At 53.5% G+C, this 23,928-nt stretch carries 19 protein-coding genes; 9 read left to right on the top strand and 10 right to left on the bottom strand.

Translation table 11 applies throughout. The features are described from left to right. Positions 1–340: 340 nt before the first annotated feature. Positions 341–628 (bottom strand): MerR family DNA-binding transcriptional regulator, encoded by a 288-nt coding sequence (locus FQ705_RS34965; RefSeq protein ID WP_144140917.1) that lies wholly within the window; start codon positions 626–628, stop codon positions 341–343. A 420-nt stretch (positions 629–1,048) separates the two neighbouring features. Here FQ705_RS34965 and FQ705_RS11725 point away from each other — a divergent pair, with 420 nt between their 5' ends. From FQ705_RS11725 to FQ705_RS11715, 3 genes are all read left to right on the top strand, one after another. Continuing rightward, positions 1,049–2,458, top strand: a complete 1,410-nt coding sequence (locus FQ705_RS11725) for a PLP-dependent aminotransferase family protein (RefSeq protein ID WP_144142356.1) — start codon at positions 1,049–1,051, stop codon at positions 2,456–2,458. 1,187 nt (positions 2,459–3,645) lie between these two features. After that, complete coding sequence (locus FQ705_RS11720; protein ID WP_144140915.1) at positions 3,646–4,035, top strand: DUF934 domain-containing protein; 390 nt, start codon at positions 3,646–3,648, stop codon at positions 4,033–4,035. 974 nt (positions 4,036–5,009) lie between these two features. Then, a complete protein-coding gene (locus FQ705_RS11715; protein WP_260854453.1) occupies positions 5,010–5,219 on the top strand; it encodes a DUF2970 domain-containing protein in 210 nt (69 codons plus the stop codon). On the opposite strand, the gene FQ705_RS11710 is transcribed toward FQ705_RS11715, so the two are convergent. After that, positions 5,220–6,689 (bottom strand): PLP-dependent aminotransferase family protein, encoded by a 1,470-nt coding sequence (locus tag FQ705_RS11710; protein ID WP_144142352.1) that lies wholly within the window; start codon positions 6,687–6,689, stop codon positions 5,220–5,222. Between the two features lie 1,275 nt (positions 6,690–7,964). On the opposite strand from FQ705_RS11710, the gene FQ705_RS11705 reads away from it, so the two are divergent. Beyond that, complete coding sequence (locus tag FQ705_RS11705) at positions 7,965–8,861, top strand: LysR family transcriptional regulator (protein ID WP_144140913.1); 897 nt, start codon at positions 7,965–7,967, stop codon at positions 8,859–8,861. A 310-nt stretch (positions 8,862–9,171) separates the two neighbouring features. On the opposite strand, the gene FQ705_RS11700 is transcribed toward FQ705_RS11705, so the two are convergent. Beyond that, entirely contained in the window at positions 9,172–10,788 is a 1,617-nt protein-coding gene (locus tag FQ705_RS11700; RefSeq protein ID WP_144140911.1) for an acetolactate synthase large subunit, read from the bottom strand. 75 nt (positions 10,789–10,863) lie between these two features. Beyond that, positions 10,864–11,337 carry a DUF1348 family protein gene (locus FQ705_RS11695; protein ID WP_409934693.1) on the bottom strand — a complete coding sequence of 158 codons (474 nt, stop codon included), beginning with the start codon at positions 11,335–11,337 and terminating at the stop codon, positions 10,864–10,866. 805 nt (positions 11,338–12,142) lie between these two features. On the opposite strand from FQ705_RS11695, the gene FQ705_RS11690 reads away from it, so the two are divergent. The 3 genes from FQ705_RS11690 (at position 12,143) to FQ705_RS11680 (ending at position 14,976) form a co-directional block, all read left to right on the top strand. After that, a complete protein-coding gene (locus FQ705_RS11690) occupies positions 12,143–13,117 on the top strand; it encodes a helix-turn-helix domain-containing protein (RefSeq protein WP_144140909.1) in 975 nt (324 codons plus the stop codon). 67 nt (positions 13,118–13,184) lie between these two features. Continuing rightward, the gene (locus FQ705_RS11685; RefSeq protein ID WP_313955667.1) at positions 13,185–13,613 is read left to right on the top strand and encodes a DUF3331 domain-containing protein; all 429 of its coding nucleotides are present in this window, start codon (positions 13,185–13,187) and stop codon (positions 13,611–13,613) included. A 367-nt stretch (positions 13,614–13,980) separates the two neighbouring features. Continuing rightward, positions 13,981–14,976: an alpha/beta hydrolase gene (locus tag FQ705_RS11680; RefSeq protein WP_409934714.1), complete on the top strand. Its 996-nt coding sequence runs from the start codon at positions 13,981–13,983 to the stop codon at positions 14,974–14,976. A 564-nt stretch (positions 14,977–15,540) separates the two neighbouring features. Here FQ705_RS11680 and FQ705_RS11675 read toward each other — a convergent pair. Continuing rightward, positions 15,541–16,215, bottom strand: a complete 675-nt coding sequence (locus FQ705_RS11675; RefSeq protein ID WP_144142347.1) for a response regulator transcription factor — start codon at positions 16,213–16,215, stop codon at positions 15,541–15,543. 637 nt (positions 16,216–16,852) lie between these two features. Continuing rightward, entirely contained in the window at positions 16,853–17,302 is a 450-nt protein-coding gene (locus tag FQ705_RS11670) for a response regulator transcription factor (RefSeq protein WP_144140905.1), read from the bottom strand. 800 nt (positions 17,303–18,102) lie between these two features. Here FQ705_RS11670 and FQ705_RS11665 point away from each other — a divergent pair. Together FQ705_RS11665 and FQ705_RS11660 are read left to right on the top strand one after the other, a co-directional pair. Further along, positions 18,103–19,398, top strand: a complete 1,296-nt coding sequence (locus tag FQ705_RS11665; RefSeq protein WP_144140902.1) for a sensor histidine kinase — start codon at positions 18,103–18,105, stop codon at positions 19,396–19,398. Beyond that, a complete protein-coding gene (locus FQ705_RS11660) occupies positions 19,395–20,738 on the top strand; it encodes an MFS transporter (RefSeq protein ID WP_260854451.1) in 1,344 nt (447 codons plus the stop codon). The genes FQ705_RS11665 and FQ705_RS11660 overlap by 4 nt, the downstream gene beginning before the upstream one ends. Positions 20,739–20,758: 20 nt before the next feature. On the opposite strand, the gene FQ705_RS34045 is transcribed toward FQ705_RS11660, so the two are convergent. The 4 genes from FQ705_RS34045 to FQ705_RS11640 form a co-directional block, all read right to left on the bottom strand. Continuing rightward, on the bottom strand, positions 20,759–21,049 hold the full coding sequence (locus FQ705_RS34045) for a transposase (protein WP_186307832.1): 291 nt from the start codon (positions 21,047–21,049) through the stop codon (positions 20,759–20,761). Positions 21,050–21,836: 787 nt separating this feature from the next. Then, positions 21,837–22,307 (bottom strand): cyanase, encoded by a 471-nt coding sequence (cynS, locus tag FQ705_RS11650; protein ID WP_144140898.1) that lies wholly within the window; start codon positions 22,305–22,307, stop codon positions 21,837–21,839. 68 nt (positions 22,308–22,375) lie between these two features. Next, the gene (locus FQ705_RS11645) at positions 22,376–23,008 is read right to left on the bottom strand and encodes a carbonic anhydrase (protein ID WP_144140896.1); all 633 of its coding nucleotides are present in this window, start codon (positions 23,006–23,008) and stop codon (positions 22,376–22,378) included. A 272-nt stretch (positions 23,009–23,280) separates the two neighbouring features. Next, the gene (locus tag FQ705_RS11640) at positions 23,281–23,814 is read right to left on the bottom strand and encodes a hypothetical protein (RefSeq protein ID WP_144140894.1); all 534 of its coding nucleotides are present in this window, start codon (positions 23,812–23,814) and stop codon (positions 23,281–23,283) included. Between the last annotated feature and the right edge of the window lie 114 nt (positions 23,815–23,928).

The raw sequence follows: 23,928 nt of genomic DNA, 5'->3' as shown, positions 1-23,928 counted from the left end.
GAGCCTTATCCCTCATGCGTTGCTCTTTCGCAAGCTAAGCCTCGAACTTGCGATAGCGACGCATAGACCTTTAACGCATCTACAATTCAGCGGTGTAGACTCTTTCAGACCGAGGTCAACGCCGACGGGGCGCGTACCGCTAATGCAAGTTGGTCTCGCAGTCGGGAGGACATTATGCAGATGTTGATTTCGCATTTACCAAATTAGCCTTAACGATCATGTCGATTGCATGCGTGAGCTATTCGAAGGTTTCGCTGTGCGACTCAAGACCGTAATTAAATTGGTCTTTTTGCTCCAGCCCGCTCGCGATCAGCCGTGCTCAGGCGCCTGACCGCCGCTCCTAACCGTTAGCTTGATGGTGCACAAATCTGTACGTGCGTATTTTTGTCGCAGGGGTAGCGCTAATCCCTGTTGAGGAGCATGGCGTTTGCGTCGTACCAGCGGTGTCTCCCACACTCCGGCGCGGCGAACCGCCCCGGGTGGCGCGTACCGTGTCACGCCAGTATCGCCGATGACGTCCGACAGTCCGGCTGAAGGGCATCAGCAGGCCTTGCCGATGCCAGCGTCGCAGCGTGCCGACCGCTACGCCTAGTTCTGCTGCCGGCTCGCCCGTTGATAAAGGTCGCATCCGATAACCCCACGAAGATACCTTGCGTAGCACTCGTTTTTAAGAGCGATGGTCAGGTTTGCGCGGAATCAACCCTTACCGCTGCAAACCCACGTTAAATGGAGTCAAATCGGATTGGCTTGGGACGCACAGGAGAGTGCGAAATCTGCAATGCAAATGTTTTCTACAAGAATTTAGCATGCGTTCGCACGATGATAGATCAAACGTCTGGCTACGTAAGTGCGACTGGGGAATAGCGATCCGCGCCCCTTTTTCGTCGCCCTGTTCCATCGGGCGACAGTCGTCGGGCTAGCCAACTGCATACAAGACTTCCAATTATGAGTGAATCTGCGCGATAAACTGGAAGAACAGCAGTTGACTCAGCGCAGTTTCACTGCACTCCATTGTCCGCGTGCCAGAAGAGCACAAACAGAAGCAGTGATGAAACGATACGAAGCTTTGGCGTTCTCGTTTGCTGCGCAGATTCGCGCTGGAGAAATTCCCACCGGGTCACGCCTTCCCTCCCTACGCCAGATTACGAGTCAGCATGGCGCGAGCCAATCAACCGGCGCGCGCGCCTACTATCTGCTGGAACAATGGGGTCTGATAAAAGCGCGGGACCGATCCGGATTCTATGTCGCACCGGCCGTATCCAGCACGGAAATATTGCCATCGCCACAGACTGTTCCCGAAAGCTCGAATGCCGACCCATTTTCCTTGGTATTCGCAGTGCTTGAGTCGGTACAACAGCCAGGTACCGTGCCCTTGGGTTCCGCTTTCCCGTCACCGCAACTCTTCCCCCTTCCGCGATTGGCGAAATCGCTGTGCTACGCGGCTCGCACCCAAAGTCCATGGAGTACGGTCTCCGACCTCCCGTCAGGAAATGCCCATTTACGGCAGCAAATTGCTCTGAGGTATGTAGCGATGGGTATGCCGCAGGCAACCGAAGAAATCTTGATCACGAGCGGAGCATTAGAGGCACTTAATCTGTGCCTTTCTGCGGTTACGAGACCGGGCGATTTTGTCGCCGTGGAATCGCCGAGCTTTTACGGATGCATCCACGCCGTTGAAAGGATGGGCCTTAAGGCTATCGAGATTCCGGTGGACTGCAGAGAAGGCATTGATCTTATTGCACTCGAGGCCGCACTCAATATCTACGACATTCGAGCTTGTTGGGCAATGACCAACTTCCAGAATCCGACTGGAGTAACACTTACAGTCCAAAAGAAGAAGGCACTCGTGGAATTATTGACGCGTTATCAGGTTCCACTTATAGAAGATGACGTCTATGGCGAACTCCACTTCGGGCATCATTACCCGCTGCCGGCGAAAGCATTTGACACTCAGGGTCTGGTGATGCACTGCAGTTCCTTTTCCAAAACTCTCGCACCAGGCTATCGAATCGGGTGGGTATCCGCCGGGCGGTTCGCGGAAAAAATCAAGCGACTCAAACTGATGACGACGTCATCTTCCGCGGTTCCGGCGCAGGCAGGAATTGCCGACTATCTGTCACACGGTGGCTATGACAAGCACCTCAGGAAGCTTAGGGTCGCACTTGAGCGTCAACTTCGTCAAATGGAATCGGCGCTTACGAGATGGTTTCCAGAAGGCTCCAGTTGGATAAGGGTGGAGGGCGGCTACTTCCTGTGGATTGAGCTTCCTGTCGGGGTCGATGCGTTCGAGCTACACACTCGAGCAATTGCAAATGGAATAAGCGTCGCACCCGGAGCAATGTTTTCATCAACGCGTTCGTTTCGTACAAACGTACGTTTAAACTTCGGCCATCCTTGGACTGTGAATCTTGAAGAAGCAATGCCCGCCCTCGGACGCATACTGGGAGGGCCAACGTGATCTCATGGCCTTGCTTTGCCCGACGTTTTCCATGACGTCAACCAGCGACTGCCGCGCACAGCGTGGGAAGGATAAATGAATGCTACTCCCATGTGTCTTTCTTCTTGCTCGCTGTCACTTTGCAAGCCCAGCTTCGAGCGTGCGACAGTGTCAACGCAAACCGGCGACGTGTCCATCGCCCAGCGCGATGGAATCCTTCAGGCCGAAATCAATGCAGACGGACTCTATCGTCCTGTTGCGGCATACTTCCTGAAATTCGGGTAGCTTCGCGCAAATATTGACGTATCACCTGCCTCATGCACCCTCGCTGAAATTATCGGCGCGTTGTGGTAATCACCGAGTTCGCAACTGTCTCGGAGCGGAATATCTGTCTAGACACTGAACAACTCTGTCCGCTGCGATAGCGCAGCGCGATGGCCTTGAAACGAGGGAGCCTGCCTAGGCACCGACGCGGACCACTCGACTAACGCAATCGCAGCCTCACTTGGCGCGCGTCCTCTCACCAAGTTCCATCGAGCAATCCCTGTAATTCGATCGCTATCGCGCCGACATTCGGACGGAGATTCCCTGCTCACGGCCGAACACCGTGGTTTGGAACCTCGCCTTGCCGCCATGGAGGACAAGGCGCCGATACAGCGCGCGTTTTATCGTGTCGCGCAACGTTGCCATATGGTCGAGTATCTCTGCGTCGCATGATAAGGGTCCGCCGATATCGGTAAGTCGTCACCCCCACGCAGCCAAATGTCCCCCGACAGGTATAAGTACTGCGCCCATAGTTACCATCAATGTACTCGGCATGATAATCCTATTGTGAAGGTAATTTCTTTCCTGGGAGGGCGAGACCGAAAGCGCCTAATCGGAAAATCGAAATCGCACGCTAGACCATTACCGGCTAACTGCTACCGCTAACTTCTCCACAACTGCCCCTTTTTACTAGCCTCAGGTTGGTGCATCATTTACAAAAATTAGGCAGATGCAGACTTTGAGGTCTGAAGGATATAGACACTAATAGCAGAACTACCAGCTGCTAATGAAAGCTGGTAAGACAAATTTTGGTGGCCCGGTTAATTTCATGGAGCCCCTTGCTATCAGCATAGCGTGCCAGAAAAAATATAATGATACAATTTTTTAAATCCAGATTAATTTGAATAAAATACTTTTAGATTTATTAGGACCATAGGAGCAGTATGAAAACGAAATTTCGGATCAGATTACTGACCCCAAATGACCAGACCGAAGACCAGAATTCGGAATGGATCCGACTATCAAATGATACGGATCCGCTGGCAATGGAAGAAAACCTCAGACTGTTTAGCCGAATCGAGCTAGAGTTCGTACACGCGTCAGACTCGCAAGCCTACGGGCAAGCTTTACTGTTGCGTAGACGATTACGCTTTCGAGGCGACCTTCGAGCCGTTGGTGAAATTGCGACGGATCAACTGATGCAATTACAAGGAGCCGGATTTTCTAGTGTGGTTCTCCGAGATGGAACCGATACGGCAGATGTTATTCTGCAACTTGAATCCTTACTCAGTTCGTTCGATGCCGATGCCTCAACGGAGCACGTGTCATGGTAGGCGTACGACAGCCTTCTTGTTGGTATGCCAACAGGTAATCACGTGCTTTTTAACTGGAACTATATAATTCAGATGAATAGCGTCGGCGCGGGATTACTGCAACAATTAGAAAACCAGCTTGCGCTGCGTCACCATCCATTCGTGAATTGCGTAGCATACCGGTTTTGCGTTTTGCTTGCTTCCGTAACGTCAAAGTACCGCGCAACGAGGCCCACGCCCCGTTCATAGGCACCGAGGGAATGACAAGACACTGCTTCGGCCATCTGGTCTCGCTGCCGTCGACTCGGAGCGCGGGTTCCGCAAGAAGCCGTCCCCAGCCAGTTTCCGAGCCATTGCGCGCTACATCCCGAACGAAAGAACTATCGTTGAAGCAAGCCAACTGATCGCGAATATGGCAACGGATCGCTCTCGCTGCACCGCCTGTCGGGCTACGCTTTTCCGCAAGCGACGGAGTCGATCCCACGCAAATTGCACGGTTGCCTATCGTCCGTCTGCGCACGTTGTAAAAGCTTGAATGCTCGAACTGCTCACGGCCCTGGGTTCGATCGTTTCGTGTTCACATCACGTCCTCATCTGTTACCCCCATCCCTGATGATGCAAGGAAAGCAAGTCGAGTGACGTTCAAGTCGACGTCAAAAATCGACGAGCCTGATTTCTCTGCACCACGCGCCCCTTGACACACCTATTTCATCGAAAGACTGTCTCGACGCGCTAACGCGTTCCGCCCCTCCCTAGATAAGGCTGCCGAGACGCTGGCGGCGGCGCAGAACTGGGCATACGCAAACGTCGCTGATATGCCCGTGATTGGGGCCGTTTCAGAAGGTCATTGCGTGTTGAATGCTGGCAAACACAGACGGTTTTCGGTCGCAGATCGGCGCCTGCTTCCTGCTGCCCTCAAAATTGTCTCATCTGCTGCTGTTTCGAGATGTGGCTCGCGAGCATGATCTCTACATGGAATCAACAAGGAGATAAACATGAGCACCTTCTTTAGCATGATCCGCGTCGTTCTCTGGAGTTTTTTTGGCGTTCGTAAGAGCGCTTCGCATGAAGCAGACTTCGCACACGTCAACTTTACTTTCTTGCCTTTCGTAGCGTTACTGCTGGCATTCTGTATCGGGGTAGTAATTTACGGTTTCGTGCTTCTGGTAACACACGGGGTAACTATGCCGGGCCAAGGATTTTGATTACCGCAACGTTGGGGTGTGTTCTGCCCATGCAGATGAACCTGATGAGCTGTTTCTGACAGCTGGGTCTACGAGGATTTCGCAGATGGTTCGGATGGCGTTATCTAGTTTAGTAGTCCAAGGATGGCCGAAGTTGAGACGGATGCAATTTTTGAAAGAATGGCTAGCAGAAAATATTGGTCCAGGAGCGATGCTGACGCCGCGGTCGATCGCCAAGGCATGAAGTGCCATGGCGTCGATCTCGACAGGGAATTGCAACCACAGAAAATATCCTCCGGAGGGAATAGTCCAAGAAACGTTATCAGGGAGCCATCGAGCGAGGGAGTCTTCCATCGACGCAAGTTGAGAGCGTATAGAAGTTCGCAACTTCCGAAGGTGTTTCTCGTAGCCGCCATGTTGTAGGTAATTAGCAATACAGGCTTGTGCAGGTATGCTAGCCGACAACGTTGTCATCAGCTTGAGCCTTTGAACCCTGTCCGCGAACATCCCTGCGCATACCCAGCCGATGCGATGACCCGGAGCGAGCGTTTTGGAAAACGAACTGCAGTGCATGATCAGACCTTTGCTGTCGAAAGCTTTAGCTGGCAAAGGGCGTTCTCGCCCAAAGTGAATCTCCTGATAGACGTCGTCTTCTATCAGCGGTATGTCACGCTGCGCGAGCATCTCAACAAGCGTCTTCTTCTTTTCATTCGAGAGGGTCACGCCAGTCGGATTCTGAAAGTTGGTCATGAACCAGCAGGCGCTAATCGTGTACTTCTCGAGCGCGGTTGCAAGCACATTGAGATCCAATCCTGTGACTGGATGCACGGGAATTTCAACTGCTCGCAGATCCAAACGCTCTATCGCTTGAAGGGCTGCGTAAAACCCGGGCGATTCGACGGCAACAACGTCCCCAGGGCGAGTAACAGCCATCAGGCTAAGGTTGAGGGCTTCTAGGGCACCATTGGTGACGACGACTTCATCATGTGACACTGGAACGCCAGACCCAACGTATCGCATACCAATCTGGCGCCTGAGTTGGTCGTTTCCCGGAGGAAGGTCTGACACTGTGCTCCATGGGCTTAGAGAACGGGTTCCGTCCGTAAGCGATTTCAAAAGTCGAGCGTTTGGGAAAAGTTCTGGCGAGGGGAAAGCCGAACCCAGCGGTGCAATCCCCGGATCCTTTGCCGCATCGAGGACAGAAAAAACCAAATCGCTTATTTGGATCTTTGTTGCATCTGCAAGAGGCATCGAGGTCGAGCCGACCGATTCCATGCGCTCGGCCCCGGGCGCTACGAAAAACCCAGATCGCTCTTCACTTCGAACAAGGCCTGACTCTTCAAGAAGGTAGTAGGCACGAAATGCAGTCGATTGGCTGACCCCGTGCCGCGCTATGATCTGCCGTAGCGACGGCAACCGTGCGCCGACCGCAACACGGCCAGACTGGATATCATCCGCCAGCTCGGCAGCGAGTATTTCGTATCGCTTCATAGTTCTACCGAAATTGCGTGTCTTCAAGCGGGACGCTTGCGACAACAGCTTCTATTGTGCCGGTGCTAGCACTGGAACCCAACCTGTCCTTAACCGAGCACTGGGGCCTCGCCGCAGAGGCGATACGACTGCATCAATCTGTGGAGCAACCTCAATCTATCGGTTCTCACGACTGATCCCTGTTTCAGGTCAACTGTGCAAGCCGAAGAGCGTAATGCCCCGGACCCGCTTTGAGAATTAGCATATCGAACCGCTGATGGTTAAGCCAGTCGTTCCAGAAAAAAGCTCCCTCCGTTTACGGCGGAGGGAGCGAATCCACGGCGCGCCGCCGCAGCAACGCCGTAGGAGCACAATACATTCATGGTTTTCAACACAACGACTGAACGTGAAGCCATTGTAAGTACATGGCCGCGCAGGCAACCTGCCCCATCGGGAGACCGAACGCTGCGCATTGTCCGAGGGTGTTCGACTCGCAAACGGCACGACGTCTCCCACAACATCGCCGGATCCTCGTGAACTCCCAGCTGAAGACGCTCATGCTGGGAAATATCCATCTCATGATCAAAACGTACCGTACATAAAGTAACAGAACGGCTCAACGGGCGTTATCACGAAACGTCATGGTATCGTCCAAATTTTCGATTCTCCCGTTCTGACGTCTGAGAACATGGATCCGTTGTGGCACGCCAGACTGGCGGGATAAGTAGGAACCGAGGATGTCCCTAGGGACCAGGATGACCAGCGCGGCCCCGGCGCTCGATCGCGATACCCCGAGAAGTGCCCTCGTCCCAAATCGCACCACTCCGAGAATGGGTCTCTCAATCGGGATTCGAGTGCAGCCCTCAGCACCTCATCCGACCGTAGGCTGCGGCTCGGCGTGAAATTGACAGATTCCAGTCTCCAAAGCCCCTTCTTTGGGAAACGCCGGCCGGTAAGGGCAGTAATTACTGCCCCCCCAAAGAGCAGGCTGATAATTTGCACGCCTCAAATTGTTTCACTATCGTCTCTGCAAACAGGACGAGATTGACGCTGCCTCACAAGAAGCCGCATGACTGCCACCGCTCTCGTTCGGAGCCGCTTGCGTTATGCTGTAAGGCTCCGACCTTGATCGCGCCTTCGCAGGCAATTTTGTGACACAAATTAGGAAATTCCGAAGTTCATTGTGGCGCACGCCGAACTGAATCTCGTTGAACTTTCCTCTCTGGTAACTTTACCAACGGCGCCGGCAGCGGACACATCGCAAAGCCCACACACAGCATTTTTATGGAGACGTCGATGCAAATTCAGGACGCGGACCTCAAGCTATTGCGCATCTTTGACACGATTGTTCATTGTGGAGGGTTCTCTGCAGCACAAACAACCCTGAACCTAACGACCTCAACGATCAGCGAGCACATGAGCCAGCTTGAGGCACGGCTAGGCGTACGCCTGTGCGATCGCGGCCGGGGTGGATTCAAGCTGACTGAAGAAGGCGTTGCGATGCACGAAGCCGCTCAGCGCATGTTGACGGCTATTGACACGTTCCGTCTTGAAGCTGCGAGCGTACGTCATAACTTAGCCGGAACGTTGCATTTTGGTGTAATCGACGCTACGGTCACCGATGAGGCCAGTCCGCTCATTTCGGCCATCCAGCGACTTGGCGCCATCGCGCCGGAAGCTCACCTTCACGTCCACATTGACACCCCGCACGCGCTGGAACAGCGCGTGCTTGACGGGCGCTTACATCTCGCAGTAGGTCCATTTTTGGAACGAGTCGCTGGGCTAGACTATAGTTTTGTCTATCGGGAGCACCATGGACTGTACTGTGCCCGCAATCATCCACTGTTCGACCTTAAGGAAGAAGATATTACTCCGCATATAGTTAGCAACTCCAAGCTGGCCGCTCGCGCGTATCTTGGAAATTTCGATCTTGATCAACTAGGTGTTGGTCTGGCTGCAGGCAGCGTCGACAACGTCGAGGCTCGTTCGATGATGATCTTGTCAGGCCATTACATCGGATTTCTGCCGCTGCATTATGCGAAGGCGTGGGAAAAAGACGGCTCCTTAAGAAGACTAAGGCCAGATATCTATTCCGCTCAACTTGACTTCCATCTCTTGATGCGCAATGGGCCGAATGTACCCCGAATTGTGCGAGCACTCCGTGATCAACTGATCCGCGATGCACAGGCATAGCGTCCCCCGATTGCCAACCCGATGATATTTTTTGGTGGCCAGACTACGCTTCGGGAAGACGCTATTTTTCGCGTGGCAGGTCCCCACTAGATTACTGTAAACTTGGAAGCGCAGACTACGAAAAAAACCTCGTTGAAGAGGTTTTCCGTGTCGGATCCGAAATTTCTCCCGTCCGCACCGGCGTAAGACACGCACTAAGAATTTGGAGTCGCACGTTGGCAGGCATCCGTTCGTACGAGGGGCATTTCCGATTTCCTAAAGCGGACAGCCCGTTCACAGGAGAGACATCATGGCTAACAACTTGGTGCCACTACGCAGTGAGAGTCGGCTCGATTCCATAGTCGATTGGAACTTCGATCAAGTGGACGCCACCAGCCGTGAAACATTCGCTTATAAGCGGCTCGAGTAATGCCGCTCGCGCCAAGGTATGCCCAGTGGCTCCGTAGCTCATCGCATATTGAGCGAAGCTCGGATTGCCGAATGCAGTTCCAAACCCTTGTGCCAGCGGATCTTTCCGTTTCCATTCGATCATGCCGAACGCGTCGTCCCTCAAAACAAGAACCAACAAATCAATTTCCAATCGGATTGCCGTCTCGAGCTCTTGGGAGTTCATCATAAATCCGCCGTCGCCACACACGGCTACGACGCTTCGAGTCGGGTTGACTATTTTTGACGCAATCGCGGACGGCAGCCCTGCACCCATGGTGGCAAGGGTGTTGTCGACAAGCAAAGATGCGGGCCGGCAAGTTCTATAGTGCCGGGCGAACCAGATCTTGTAGAGACCGTTATCCAGGCAGACAATCCCGTCCGGCCCCATGGCATTGTTGAGATCGTGAACAACACGCAAAGGGTGCATTGGAAATCGCAGATCAGATTCGACCGATTCGAACTGGTAGTCGAGCTTCTGTCTTGACTGTTTGGCACGGGTTGTATCCCACTGCACATCACAAAGCTGAAGCGCATCACTCAGTTTCTGCAGGCTGTCTGCGACATCGCCGATCACTTCGTATTGAGGGCAGTAAACTGGGTCGACCTGGGCCGTCGTATAGTTAAGATGTATAACCGTTTGCGCATCGTGCCACATAACGAAAGGCGGCTTTTCCATCACATCATGTCCAACAGATAGGATGCAGTCGGCCTCGTCAACCGCAGAGTGCACAATGTCATTCCTTGAGACGGATGAAGTCCCAACCCAATTTGGGTCACGTTCGTCTACTGCGCCCTTTCCGAGATGACTAGTGAAACATGGCATACCTAGCGTGCTCACAAATCTACGAAGTGCTGGCGGGACCCCATCATTGCGATTGGAAGCCAATCCGGCCAGGACTAGCGGCCGCCGAGCCTGCGAAATCACGTGAGCCGCCAGTTCAATCGACTTTTCATTGGCTACAGGACGAAGCCACTTGCTTACCTTGACCGGGTTTCCCTCCACGCGCTCCGTGGCGATGTCCTCAGGCAGCTCGAGATGGACGGCTCCCGGTCTCTCCTCTTCCGCGCGCCTGAAGGCCTCCCTGACAGCGGTCGGAACTGCTGCAGCTGACTCAATTGACCGACTATATTTTGTGATCGGCTCCATCATGCGGACAACATCCACGACTTGGAATCCACCCTGATGACGACCCCTCGCCCCCTTCTGCCCAGTGATCATCAACATCGGCATGCCGCCGAGCTGAGAATAAGCAGCTGCCGTCGTAAGGTTCGTAGCTCCGGGGCCCACCGTTGCGAGACAAACCCCAGATCTTCCGGTCAACCGTCCATAAGTTGCAGCCATGAACCCAGCAGCCTGTTCATGTCGGGTAAGTATCAGTCTGATCGACGAGTTCTTAATCGCTCTGAGCAGCTCAATATTCTGTTCTCCAGGGATTCCAAAAATATATTGCACCCCTTCATTTTCGAGTGCCCTAACGAACAGTTCAGATGCGTTCACTTAAATACTCAAAGCTTGTCATCACTTGCATCGCGCCCAATACCGGTAGTCCCGTGGGCGCGATGCCTGATTGTCTTACAGACCCAAGTCGCTCAGACTTGCATGATCGTCAGGACGACGACCCAGTGGCCAATGGAAGAGCCTGTCTTCCGCTTTGATCGGGAGATCATTGATGCAAGCGTGACGGAATTGCATCAAACCGTGTTCATTGAATTGCCAGTTCTCGTTGCCATATGAGCGGTACCAGTTTTGCGCATCATCGTGCCATTCGTATGCGAAACGCACGGCAATACGATTCCCGGTGAAGGCCCACAGCTCCTTAATAAGTCGATAATCCAGTTCCCGTTGCCATTTTCGGGCTAGGAGGGCAACAATCGCCGGACGACCAGTAGCGAATTCAGCACGGTTTCGCCATTTGCTATCCGTCGTGTACCCAAGCGAGACTTTTTCAGGATCCCGCGTATTCCAGCTGTCTTCTGCCAGGCGAACTTTCTTGATAGCGCTGGCCTCGTCGAACGGCGGCAGCGGCGGGCGTTGTTCTGTCGACATAAAAATCTCCTTCGTTAAAGTTCCTGCGGACGTCATCCGCAACAAGAAACACGCAATCTACGTGGTTGTCGGTGTACAGCGACACGCGACGCAGCTCGATACTCCATGACGCTCCGATCATAGCAACTGCATCTAGTCGACACTTCGTCATATGTCGAAGTTTGATTCGATAAGGCGTCACGTTAAGGACTAGCCATGCACAAGCCTTCTTGCTCGGTCTTTGGCTGAAAATATCGCAGAGAAACGGCAGCGTGAGAGCGTGTGATTCCGCCGACCTAGCGGCTTACAGTACGCCTCTCGCGGTGGGACGTTCCTGACAAAGCATGTTTTTTTTAAAAAACAATTTTTTCCGCGATAAATATTTCGCCAATTGCGTCTCAACTGAGCAGTGGTGCACCGTTTTCGATCAAGATCACGTCCCTGACGCTCCAGTCTCCGACCAGTGTGGTACTGAATTCGACCTCTTCGAACGGTCTGTCGAAACAGTGCGAGATGTCTGTTTCTCGCGTCGCCACAAGCACGAGCAAATTCGTAGATCGCCGATACCTTCGCTTGGCTGACACTCACAACGATCAGGCAGGAGTCTTCATGCACCCGATAGAAGTGTGACTTTCCCACCATCGCACTCGGATCGGCATGCTTGTGCACGATACAAGCTATACCTTGATATAGGTTGGTCAATCAAAAAGACCGAACAAACACACATATGCAGGGCTAGGTTTGCGGCCGCGGATCCATTAACTTTAACGCATCGCTTGCACCGTCATCCGAACCGTCGCTCTACCGTATTGGAATGAACCCGATCATGATCGCCTCACTTCACGAGCATCACGACCCAATCGCCAACATCATTCAGTCTCGTAGGTATCCCGCGATTGATCTCGAAGCGCGTTGGCGCTGTACAAACACGCCGCAAGCGCACACCCAGTCCGACAAGGATGTTCTTGTTTCGCGCTGGACTCACAGAGAGAAGGTCCCCGTCGTAGTTTCGAATCAGGGCAATGATAAGAGTCACTGCGTCGGTATCAACATGAAATGCACGTCGCTAACCTTCACGCATGCTGGTCGCAGACTGGTAGACGGCAGCGTAGCCGTCGGAGCTGTTCAAGTGACCGGGCCGGCCGTGTCAGTGAGCGCAGCCTTTGAATTCCCTGCAGATGTTCTTCACCTTTTCGTACCGCAGCCGGTGTTAAAGGAACGTTTTGAGGATTTGTTCCATCGCCAACATACGGGTGACATTCTTTTAGCTAACCCGGATCTGATACTGGATCCTGCGGTGGAAGGACTCGGACGAGCTTTGGCCGCCTCCCAGACGAACGACGCTGCGCTCGGCAAAGTATTCATCGACAGCGTTAGCCTCGCAATTGTCTCTCGCCTCACAGCGCGCCATTTCACAGCGATCCCCAAGAAAACTGACGGAGCCGCCGCGCTACCCGGCTGGCGCCTCAATCGCGTCTTGGATTACGTAGAAAACCACCTGTCGGAAAATATTAGCCTTGCTGATATGGCACAGGCAGTTGGGCTCACCCGCATGCACTTCTCGACCCAGTTCAGGCGAGCAACCGGTTGTCCTCCCCACGAATTTCTCCTGCGGCGACGTATTGACCATGCTCAGCATCTGCTCCGGACATCAAAGGCCAGAGTGATAGAAATTGCCTTGTCCTGCGGGTTTCGTTCTCAAGCTCATTTTTCAACGGTATTCAAACGTTTTGTCGGCCAGACCCCTTCGACTTGGAGAGCTATGGTCGCCCCGGTTAGAGGAGGCCGCGACGCCGGATAGCAGTTCGACACCGCGCGATCGCATGTTAAAGAGCCGAGCGGTGGAAAAAATTGATCCCGTTGGCTAGATGCGAAGCAATATGAACATATTCTTTTTGGAGCATGAAATGCTGGCAACTACGAAACTACTCGATCCGTGGTCACAAACCATGTTTCTCTTATCCGGCGAAAACGGGTTAATTGGCAACTACCAGGGCCTTCCCGACAGCGAGAAACTGGCCGGACGCGTCAACACGTCCGTTGTGTGTGCAACCGTGAAAGTCATCGAACGTCCGTCTACGTCGTCCGCAATAGTCGAATGGCGCGACCCCACTCACTGCAGTTATGGAGATCAAACGTGGAGGCTATCGCGAGCTCAGCGAGACGGCGTCTGCGCGATGAGCGGTAAGCCAATAAGCCGTAACAGCCTGGTGTATCGCCCCTTCGGCAGACCCATGCCCTGTAACGCCGATGCAATGATACGCGCAGACGAACTCGAAAGGGAGCCAGTGAACTGATCACGCCTCATCGAACCGGCCGGCAATAGGGAAGATCCGTGACGACCATGTCGTTGATGCAGGCGAATTCCGGCCCGTGAAGTCACACCGTACGAAGATCCAGGTGAAGTGAACTGAAGTCGCGGATCAATTGCGTTCGAACACTACACCGCAGGTTTTTCGGTATAACCCCGCAAACCAAATCGCGTCATGATTTGACTGCACCACTAGCCATTTAGCAATCCATCAGGTGCAGCAACCCGTCGCACTCATTTAAGAAACGTGTGCTCAGGCTTATCAAGCAACCTCCAAAAAAGGGGAAGAAATCGGTATGAACATGAAACTCATGAGATCAATGGCTTTCGCAGCCATTGCCACTGTGATACCTATGACAGCAGCGGAATCTCTAGCGGCAGAACCGGTTGACCCCGCAACTGATCCCAATATTGATCCGCAAATCCGGACATTTCTCGACAAGCTAAATAAAGATAGCAGCCCGTTCTGGGAACTCCCACAACCGAAACCTCAAGATATTCTGACTAATCTTCAGAATCAGACTCCAGTTGATATGTCTGGCGTCACGACTACCGATCGAACCATTACGGAAGACGGCCGCACCGTCAAAATTTACATCATGAAGCCGGATCACGTGGATGGTACACCCGGTGTCCTCTTTTTTATCCACGGTGGTGTGTGGATCGTGGGGAACTTCGCAAACCACCAGCGACTGCTACGCGACCTTGTAGTCGGCTCTGGACAAGTTGGGGTGTTCGTCGAATATACGTCGCTTCCCAAGGCAAAATTTCCCACGCAACTTGACGAGTCGTATGCCGCCCTGAAATGGGCCGCCGCTCACGCAGCCGAATTTGGTGCGGATGGTTCGCGGATTGCGGTCGCGGGCAACTCGGTAGGTGGCGACATGGCAGCGGCGATCACGCTGATGGCAAAAGATCGTAATGGGCCCCGGATCAGTTTCCAAGCGTTAATGATTCCTGCCACCGATGCCAGCGTCGACACGGATTCATACCATACCTACGCGACTGGCCGCTTCCTCTCCCGCTCCTTCATGAACTATGGCTGGAACCTCTACGCGCCCGACGCAAAGACGAGGGACAACCGATACGTTTCCCCTCTACGCGCTAGTGCTGAAGAGCTAAAAGGTTTGCCGCCCGCAATCATAGTAACAGCTGAAAACGATCCACTGCGTGATGAGGGAGAGGCGTATGCCAGGAAGCTCAAGGAGTCTGGAGTGAGCGTGACCGCGACCCGTTACAACGGCACGATTCACGATTTCGTAACGTTGAACGCCCTTCGTCAGGTTCCGTCGACGAGGGCCGCGCTTGAGCAGATCAGCGCTGCGATCCGCGAACATCTAGAGAGATGACCCATGGGTAACTGACCGTCTTACCAGGCGCAGACCGTGCAAGTGCCAGAGAGGCGCGCATGTGATCGGGCCCCTATCGACGGTGGACGCCCGCTTTCGGCAAGCAGCGGGAAGCCAGCCTTGAAGGTGCGGCGGCGCAACTTAATCGCCGCTGCGCCTAGGTCGGCTGCTAGCTCACCAGCCGATGCCAGTCCCATCAGCGTCTCTGAAAGCTCAAAAAGACGTATAGCTACCTTTTCTAGTCTCAGTGATCAGATCGCTCAACCTCTTCTGGAACTGTTTGAACCCAAGTTCTCCTACGCCGGCATCAGGACTGCCGCGCATAGTGTCGGAGCACGGATCTCGAGGGTCGGACGGCGTGAGGGTCTGCCGGGGGCGCACTCAGAACATCGACATCGACCGAAAGCACGGGCAGGAAGGCCGCCCGCACGCTTACAAAGGTATACGCACAGCGACGGAAGCAAGCAATTGCAGCGCCGCGCTCCCGTGTTTCTGCTTGACCGCACTCATTCGAAGACGTCGGTCATTTTATTGGCAGCTCCGCAATCAGAGCTACGCCCCAGATCAGTTCGCTATTGAAGTTGGCAAAGTCTCGGGGTTCTGCTCAACCTTCAGACCTAATGCTTGAGCCTTTAAAACAAAATCTGCCAGAGAGCGCGACTGCATCTTCTTCATTGCTTGGCCACGATGGACCTTTACGGTAATTTCGCTGAGGTTCATTTCGGCGGCTATTTGTTTGTTCATTAAGCCACTCGCCACGAAGGCCATTACCTCACGTTCACGGGCAGTCAGTGTCGTGTAGCAACGGCGTAGATCCGTTATCGACCGTTGCCTGCTACGCCTGTCAGTGTCTCGCGCTAGCGCTGCCTCCACAGCATCAAGCATGTCCTGGTCGCGGAAAGGCTTCGCCAGAAAATCCGCAGCGCCGGCTTTCATCGCCTTTACCGACATTGCGATGTCGCCGTGAGCCGTCATAAATATAATTGGGAAAACTGCCCTGCCCGCGCCCAACTGTTCCTGCATCGCGAGCCCGCTTTGCCCTTTAAGTCGAACGTCGACAATTAGGCAACTCGGCACATCTGGCGTGGCGAAGGAGAAGAACTCTTGCGTCGAAGTGAAAGGCTCAACTCGCAGCCCTACAGATCTGAGCAACATGCAGACAGCCGTCCGCATCGACTCTTCATCATCTATAACGTACACAATTGACGGCGACGGCGCACTGTTTTTTTCAGATTTCATTACGGCTTCTCCACCCACCCGATCTGCAACGCGCATTACAACACAAGATTCGCAGCCGGCAACTGCAGCCGAGACCATGCCAAAACCGTCGTCTCGACCATTTGATGTCGTCACGAAGCGACTGCGAACGAGCTCCTGCCCATTCCCAGCATAACTCTGGACTCAAAAAATTCGCGAAACAAGCCCCCATGATGACGTGGTCCGGACTATACAACTGTGATTGAATTGCAGTCACTAACGTAGTGCACTCTTGATATACAAGTGCGCCGGACCCCGATTCAAATGCCAACTTGCTTCATTCGAAGCCGTTCAGCCGCCGCGGACGAGCCGCCATTCTGCCACAAGGGAGTGTGGATCGACGGCCGAGCAGCACACACTGTGTCCAACGCGCGTCGCACCACGCAACTTCAGTTGCAACTGGACGTTGTCGGTCGGAGCGATAGCTCTCTCGCAGCACTCGAACGTCGCCTTTAGCCGCACCTTGTCGACCTGCGTCCTGTGCCGGATCGGATACTCGCATGTTACGCAAACCTCGAACACCGAATCAAAGCGGATGACAGTGTGAACGGCGAGCCCGGAGAGCGAATTCTTTGGAACCTGCGGCCAACTTAACTGGAATATTTTTCCGAACCGCTGCTCAGGTCGTTGCATCCGAGCAGACAGATTTTATTCCTTCCAGAAGTCGAGACAACTCCGCCGCGTTGACGGGCTTAGCAAGCACACATAGAGCGCCAAGTTGATGCGCCTGATTCCGCACTTTCTCGGATATAAATGCCGAAATAAAGATCATTGGGCATCTGAAACCTGTACCAAGAAGATGACGGTACATCTCAATTCCGCACATCCCTGGCATCTTCAAATCGGATATGACGCAGGTAACATCACCGAAACTCCCAGATGCAAGAAACTGCTCGGCGGACGAGTAGAGTTGAGTCTCCCAACCGAGAGACCGGATCAAGCTTGAGGTCGCGATGCGAATGGATTCGTCATCGTCAATAATCGAGATTAGTAGTTTTTTTTTCAAATCGCGAACCTCGGCCGAAATTTCAGGACAGCGGCACGAAGCAGCCCGCTTTGACCATACCATGCTACCGAAACCGGTAGGCCGGGAGAATTATATTTAGGTATATGCCATAGCATTCGAAGTAAGCGTGTCCCAATCCCTCCGTGTCGCCCCCGCCTTTTTTTGTCACCGACTAAAGACATTTGACAGTCTGCTCCGAACGCGCGAACCGATGCCCGCAGCAAGTCGAAGGATATTCCAACTTTTGCTTGATGGGTTGTTCACACGCCATAACTGCGTCTACAAATACTTCGCACGATGTTGATGCAATGAAACGTGATCCGCGTGGCAACTCAAGTGGAGTCGCGGCCCCACTCGAGTTGGGTCAAGCGCAATTCCGCTGTGTGCAACGCACGATACATTAGGCTAAATTTCCGTGCGATTACTAAAATCCACTCACTGCATCTGTGGCAAAGTAAAGCGACAGCGGCAGCGAACACGGCTACGAAAAGAGCAAGACTTCGACGTGGACGCCGTTTCTGCAACAAGCGCGCCTTTCGTAGCACAAAGGCGGATGGGAAAACCATGCTGACTTCAGATTGCAGACAAAATTTATTGATATTTTACGCCGCGTTAAGGCGTTTCGACACGTCAGTTGGATAGTTCAGCTCCGACTCTAGGAACAACGACTGTTGGAGCAAGCGAAGGGCATCTTTCCTGGCACACCGTTGTTCGAACAGTGGTTGCTTCGCGACGTCGATCGAATTCCCAATCGTATCATGGAGTTTGCCTACGTATTGATCGTCTTAAACCTGCCAAAAGTTACCCTTTGACACCGCCCGGGCAAGTCGCCTACGCACTAAGTCACGACATGTCTCTACGGTATGAATGAACCCAAACAAGCGCACACTGTTTCGAGGTCTGCCACTCTCCAAGGCCATCCGGCAGATGGACTTGGAGAGACAGGTGCTCTTTTTTGCTATGCGCCAATCCCCATCCTCATCGAAGATTGGTCGGGCATCAAGCGATGGACAGACGCACTTAAGGCGTGGGGTGTCGTGAATCTCGAGGACTATCTTAAAAAGAATCCTCGAGTGATTGAAGAGTTACGCGCTTTGCACTCCATTGTTGACGCGAACGAAGCCACTCTGGCACTCTTCGAAGCAGATTCGAAGGAGATGTTCTTTGCATGGTCCCGTAAACTGCTACCAGCAAGCCGAATAAGCAACTTTCAGGTCCTGCAAGCCATGTTCGATGGCCGCTCGTCGTGTCAAGGCGAACGGATGCTGTCAACGCTGACAGGCAAGAAGGTGCCGATAGTCTGGAAATGCTCACTCCCAAGGAGCGATGACGAGTACCGGCGCCTCCATTTCTACGCTTTCGACGTTACTGAACAAAAGCAAAACAACGACCGATTGGAAACACTGCGTTCGCAGATGGCCCGCACCGCAAGGGCTTCAATGGTCGGGCAACTCGTGGCATCGATCACGCATGAAATCGGTCAACCACTTGGGGCGATCCGCACCACGCTGGATGCGGCCATTCGCTGGCTGGATAGGTCCGAACCGGAGATCGAGGAAGCGGTTACCGCCTTTCAATATGCTTCGCGTTGGACTGACGATATGTCTGCGATCTGCCAACGTCTTCGCAATTTTCTGTCGGGGGCCCCGGTTGAAGCGATAACGCTAGATTGTGCAGATGTTATCAATTCCGCAATGCTTCTTATCGCATCGGAGGCGAATGCAAACGCTATCAAGCTAAACACGGAAATCGAACCCGGTATTCGGGTTCACGCCGACCGAGTCCAGCTTCAGCAAGTGCTGATCAATCTTTTGATCAATGGCATCCATGCCATCATCGCCAGCGGTCGCGACCACGACCGGTCAACTTTGTCCGTGCGAGTCACCCAACACGACGAAACGCAAACACTCTTCGAGGTTACTGACACAGGACATGGGATCGAGGAATCCCAAAGGGACATTATTTTTCACCCTTTTGCTACTACTAAAAGCAACGGAATGGGTATGGGCCTACCGATTTCGAAATCACTGGTCGAGGCGCATGGGGGTGAAATCTGGATCGCAACCACCGGCGAAGAGGGTACACGGTTCTGCTTCACACTTCCTTGCCCGACGTGCAATTTGCCCGACAATCGTGGCACCCCAAAGCGCGTGGCATGAGGCTGCTCTCTACTATGCTGGCGGGGCTTGTTCAGCCACGCAACAGCATGCGACGCGCCTTCGGTAGATCCATCGACGCACCGACCGAGACGCACTTTCAAAAAAGCGTTCTGGCGACTGTCGTATTGGCAAATGCGCTTGAATTTTTCGACTATTTCGCTTATACGATCTTTGCCAAATTTATCACCCGAACATTCTTTCCATACGCGGCAGCCAACCATGGGCTGCTTCTCGTACTAGGGACATTTGCCGCAGGATTCCTGTCACGCCCGATTGGCGCTCTACTCATCGGCACACACGCAGACCGTGCCGGCCGGAAACCAGCCCTGCTTCTCACTTCGGCTCTCGCCACTGCGGGCAGCCTGAGCCTTGCCGTAATACCCGGATTTTCTATGATCGGGATATTCGCTCCTGCCGGGGTGCTTTTGTGCCGTGTTCTTCAAGGCGTTGCTATCGGCGGTGAAATGGGTTCTTCAGGCGCTCTCCTGATCGAAAACTGTCGCGCTGATCAGAAATGCCTGTATGCCGGATGGTTGATGGCCGGTCAGGGACTAGCGCTCCTTGCGGCCGGGGTCTGCGGGCTTTCCCTCTACGGCCTTCTTTCTTCCACGCAGATCGAACGCTGGGGATGGCGCGTTCCGTTTCTCGTGGCAAGCTCTTTGATCCCAGTCCAGATCTATCTCCGTCGAAACATTAGCGAACGATGGCAGCCGCCGCTAGTCAGACAATCGGCCATCACAGTCATCTCACAGTACCGGGCGCAGTGGCTCGTCGCAGCAGTTTTGATTTTCGGCGGGACCGTCCCGACATACGTCGCATCCTTCACCACAATGTTTGGCGTCGGCGGAACCACCCCATCTACGACCTCTCCTTTCTTCACAACTGCCGTAGTGGGCTCTACAACTTTAGTACTGTCCGTTGTTGGCGGTTTGATGGGTGACCTATTCGGAAGAACCCGCACCATCCTTTTTGCTCGTGGCCTCACGATGGTATTTGTACTTCCCGCCTTCGGTTATGCGGCTTCCCACGCCAATCCGTTATCTTTTGCAGGTGTAATAGCTCTGTTCGCTGGTCTGTCTTCGTTGGCTGGCGGTCCGATTATCGTTGCTATCCTCGAAATGTTCCCAGTTCAGGGCCGCGCATTATCAATGTCGATTGTCTATTCTATTGGCGTTGCCTTGTTTGGAGGATCCGCGCCTTTCGTCGTCGCTTCAGCGAACAGCTTGCTAGGTATAGATTCCGCCGCTGGGTGGTATGTGTTCCTTTCAGCTGCATCGACATTCATCTCCATACCTTTTGCGGTCTCAATAGGTAACACTGCTTCGACACCGGACCTGTGACGTTTAACGTCTTCAACGAATCAGATCGAGTCACCGATGAAGATGGCGCCGTACTTCTGAACGAGCGCCGCGGAAAGCTCGTGAAGCTGGTCCCTCCGTGAATTCTTTATCGTCGCATGAAGCGCACGCACGCGTGCCTTGTTCGTCGTGCGTTGTGCCTTCGCAAGCTCGCCTTCGAGCTTGCGGTAGTGCCGCCCGGAACCCACGACGTGTCCGTCGCTGAGTGAGGCAAAATCCTTCAGCCCGAGATCAAAACCAGCGGACTTTCTGGCGCCGCTGCGCCGTGGTCCATGCTGCGGGCTTAGCTTCACACTGATGCTGATGTACCACTGGCCGCGCGAGTCCTTACTGATATTGCCGGCGCCCAGGTCATAGTCGGCGAGCCCGTAGCTGTCCCATAGCGAAAGCGCCAGTTTCCCGAAGAACAGTTGTCCGTTGCGACACCGGATCGCGTTTGCCTTGAAAGATATCCAGCCGAGCGCGCGGCGACTGCCGCCGGACGCACGCTAGCATAGCTTCACCTTGCGGGCCTGCTTTCTGCGTGTGGCGTATTCTTCGGCAACTGCCTGGATGGTTGTCGGGTGCAGTTCCAGCCCGGCTTTATCGGCACCCTTCACCCTTCGTGAACGGATGGAAATCATAGCCCGACAGGAACCGCCGCTCCCGTTCCCTCACCTTGACAGACAGCTCGTTGCAGTAGTTCCGGAGAAAGTTGACCGCGCGTGCCTGCTCCTGTAGCGCACGGGCGTGCCTGTCTTTGAGTCGAAGGTGGAGTACGCGGATGGTCTGCTGCATGTGCCGATACGATTGTTCTCCGTATAGACACACCTGTTGCTGTTTGACAAATCAGCGCAACCCGGATTCGCCGTTTACAACGGGCTTTTCATCCCCGGCCTGAAGGCCGGGGATGAAAAGCTATACCGGGGATAGAGATACCTATTTACGAAAGTGGTCAACCGAATCCGTGTTCGGCCCCTATCACATCCCCCTGTGAAAGCCGCTGTATCTTGCCGATACAACCATTCACCCACCTGAGGAGCCTCCCATTTACCCCGTTACATCGACGATTAAAAGTAAAAAGCCATTATAATCCGGCACTCAAAAAGGCTTTGTCGGCAAATATTTTCCGTTAAGCGTTATCACTGCTCTCTCACCACCCTCTGGATCCGGAACCTTCTGTATATCAAGCTTGAAATTGATTGCGCTGATTATCCCATCACCAAACTTCTCATGTACAAGAGCCTTCAGCGTCGTGCCATAAATCTGAATCATCTCGTAGAAGCGGTAAATCGTCGGATCGGTGGGAACACCTCCCGGGATACTTCCCCGAATCGGAATCGTCTGAAGCAGTTTAATCGCCTCCTCCCCGAGCTCCAACTTGTCTGCGACTATCTTGGCTGCTGCTGGTGGCAACGGGTGCTGACCTAAAATCGCAGCTGTAACGAACGCAACATTTAATCCTGTTCCTTGACTAATCTCTTCAAATGTAAAGTTCTTTTTGATCTTCGCCTCAATAATCACATCTGTGAGATTTTGGCGGAGTGATTGGCTTAAAAGTGACTGTGACATGACCATTCCTCAATAATATTCAGTTAATTTAAAGTCGCCGGCAAAAAATTAAACTTCCTGATTGCGGACTAGTCCGCATAGCTGGGATGGTCTACAAGCGGGATAAAATTCCTAGTCACCTCATCGAGAGCGCTGATCGTTCCTGGTTCGATGTCGTACACCCACCCATGCAGTTTCACCTTTCCCAATGCGAGAGCTAACGCCACAGACGGATGGGTCTTGATGTTGTTCAACTGGGCGATAACGTTTTCACGCACCATGGACGAAACACGCTCGGCGAGAGAACTGTGCTCCCTCGCCTCGTTCACCACCCTCGCCGAATCCGAGTACCGTAACCAGTTGGCTACCGCCGGCATATTGTCCAGACACTTACAGGTCGCAATTGCCGTCATTGCGCGGCAGTCCGAATGTCCACAAATTACGATGTCTTTCACTTCAAGAGCTGAAACTGCATACTCGACTGTTGCTGACACACCACCAGGCTCGGGACCGAAAGACGGAACAATGTTCCCCGCATTACGAATCACAAACAACCCTCCCGGCTCCTGTTGAGTCACCAACTCCGGAACCAACCTACTGTCTGAGCACGAAATAAAAAGGGTACTTGGCGTTTGACTGTTCGCGAGCTCCTTGAACAGCTTTCTCCTCTGCGGATACGCGTCTCGCTGGAATTTCAGAAACCCATCGATGATTCCCTTCATTGCTGCCTCCAGAATTCAATATGTTTCGGTGAGTGAAGAATGCGTCAGCCAAACGGTCACGTCCAACACCTGTTATCGATTGATTCCATAGGCCGGACCAACAGTTAGAAACAGCCAGGTACGCCTGTGACCTTATTTCCGCGGTGCCTGACTTGGTCGGGCAGTTCATCCATATCGGCATGACTTGACAGATGCTTGCATTGACCGTGAAACCTCTGAAACATCGCAGGACGGCCGCACAACCGGACGAATCTGTTGGTTGTGAAAGGCCTTCAGGTCCAGTTCTTGAAGTCTCGAACATTCTGGAGGTAGCCCTCCACATCGGCCTGACGCGCACGCCCGTCGGCGCAACTGAAGCAACCTTTGCGTCCGGCATATCCAACCGGGCTTGTCCCGCGGGACCCGGCAGCGTGTTGCTGCGAGCCCAGACGTTCCAACACTGTTCCTACGTCGCCGCCGCTGGCTGCCCGCTCCAGTGGTAGCTGAGCCTGTGTCCCAACCGTTTCCCATGCTTTAACCCCGTCCCGTAACTGATTGACATGAACGACGCCGCATAACGCAATCAACGAGAATGTGACAAGAAATCCAATCGCGAAGCCCAGGTTGTTCCTGCATAACTTTCTCTTCTTTTGTAAGTCGACTCCCATGTCCTTCACCTTTAAGGGGGCTCTTCTTGCTCCACGCAACAAGCGGCTGTGTGGACGAAGCATGCGCCTGATGGACAGAGAGCCTTTTTCTATTCCGCTACAATATGTCGATTTTGCACGCTCGAATCGCATCAGCTGACTTTTCGATTCTTGGGCCATGGAAGAATTCTGACGGATCGCGGGACGTGTAGGAGACATCGTCTGGGCGTCACGGGATTCCCGCGTGTAGAACCGTCGCAAGTAGCGCCGCCAGTACGATATGTGAACGCCGCA

The sequence above is a fragment of the Paraburkholderia sp. BCC1884 genome (assembly GCF_900996225.1).
Taxonomy (GTDB): domain Bacteria; phylum Pseudomonadota; class Gammaproteobacteria; order Burkholderiales; family Burkholderiaceae; genus Paraburkholderia.
Note: the sequence above shows the minus strand (reverse complement) of the source record. Positions and strands in the feature narration are given on the sequence as shown.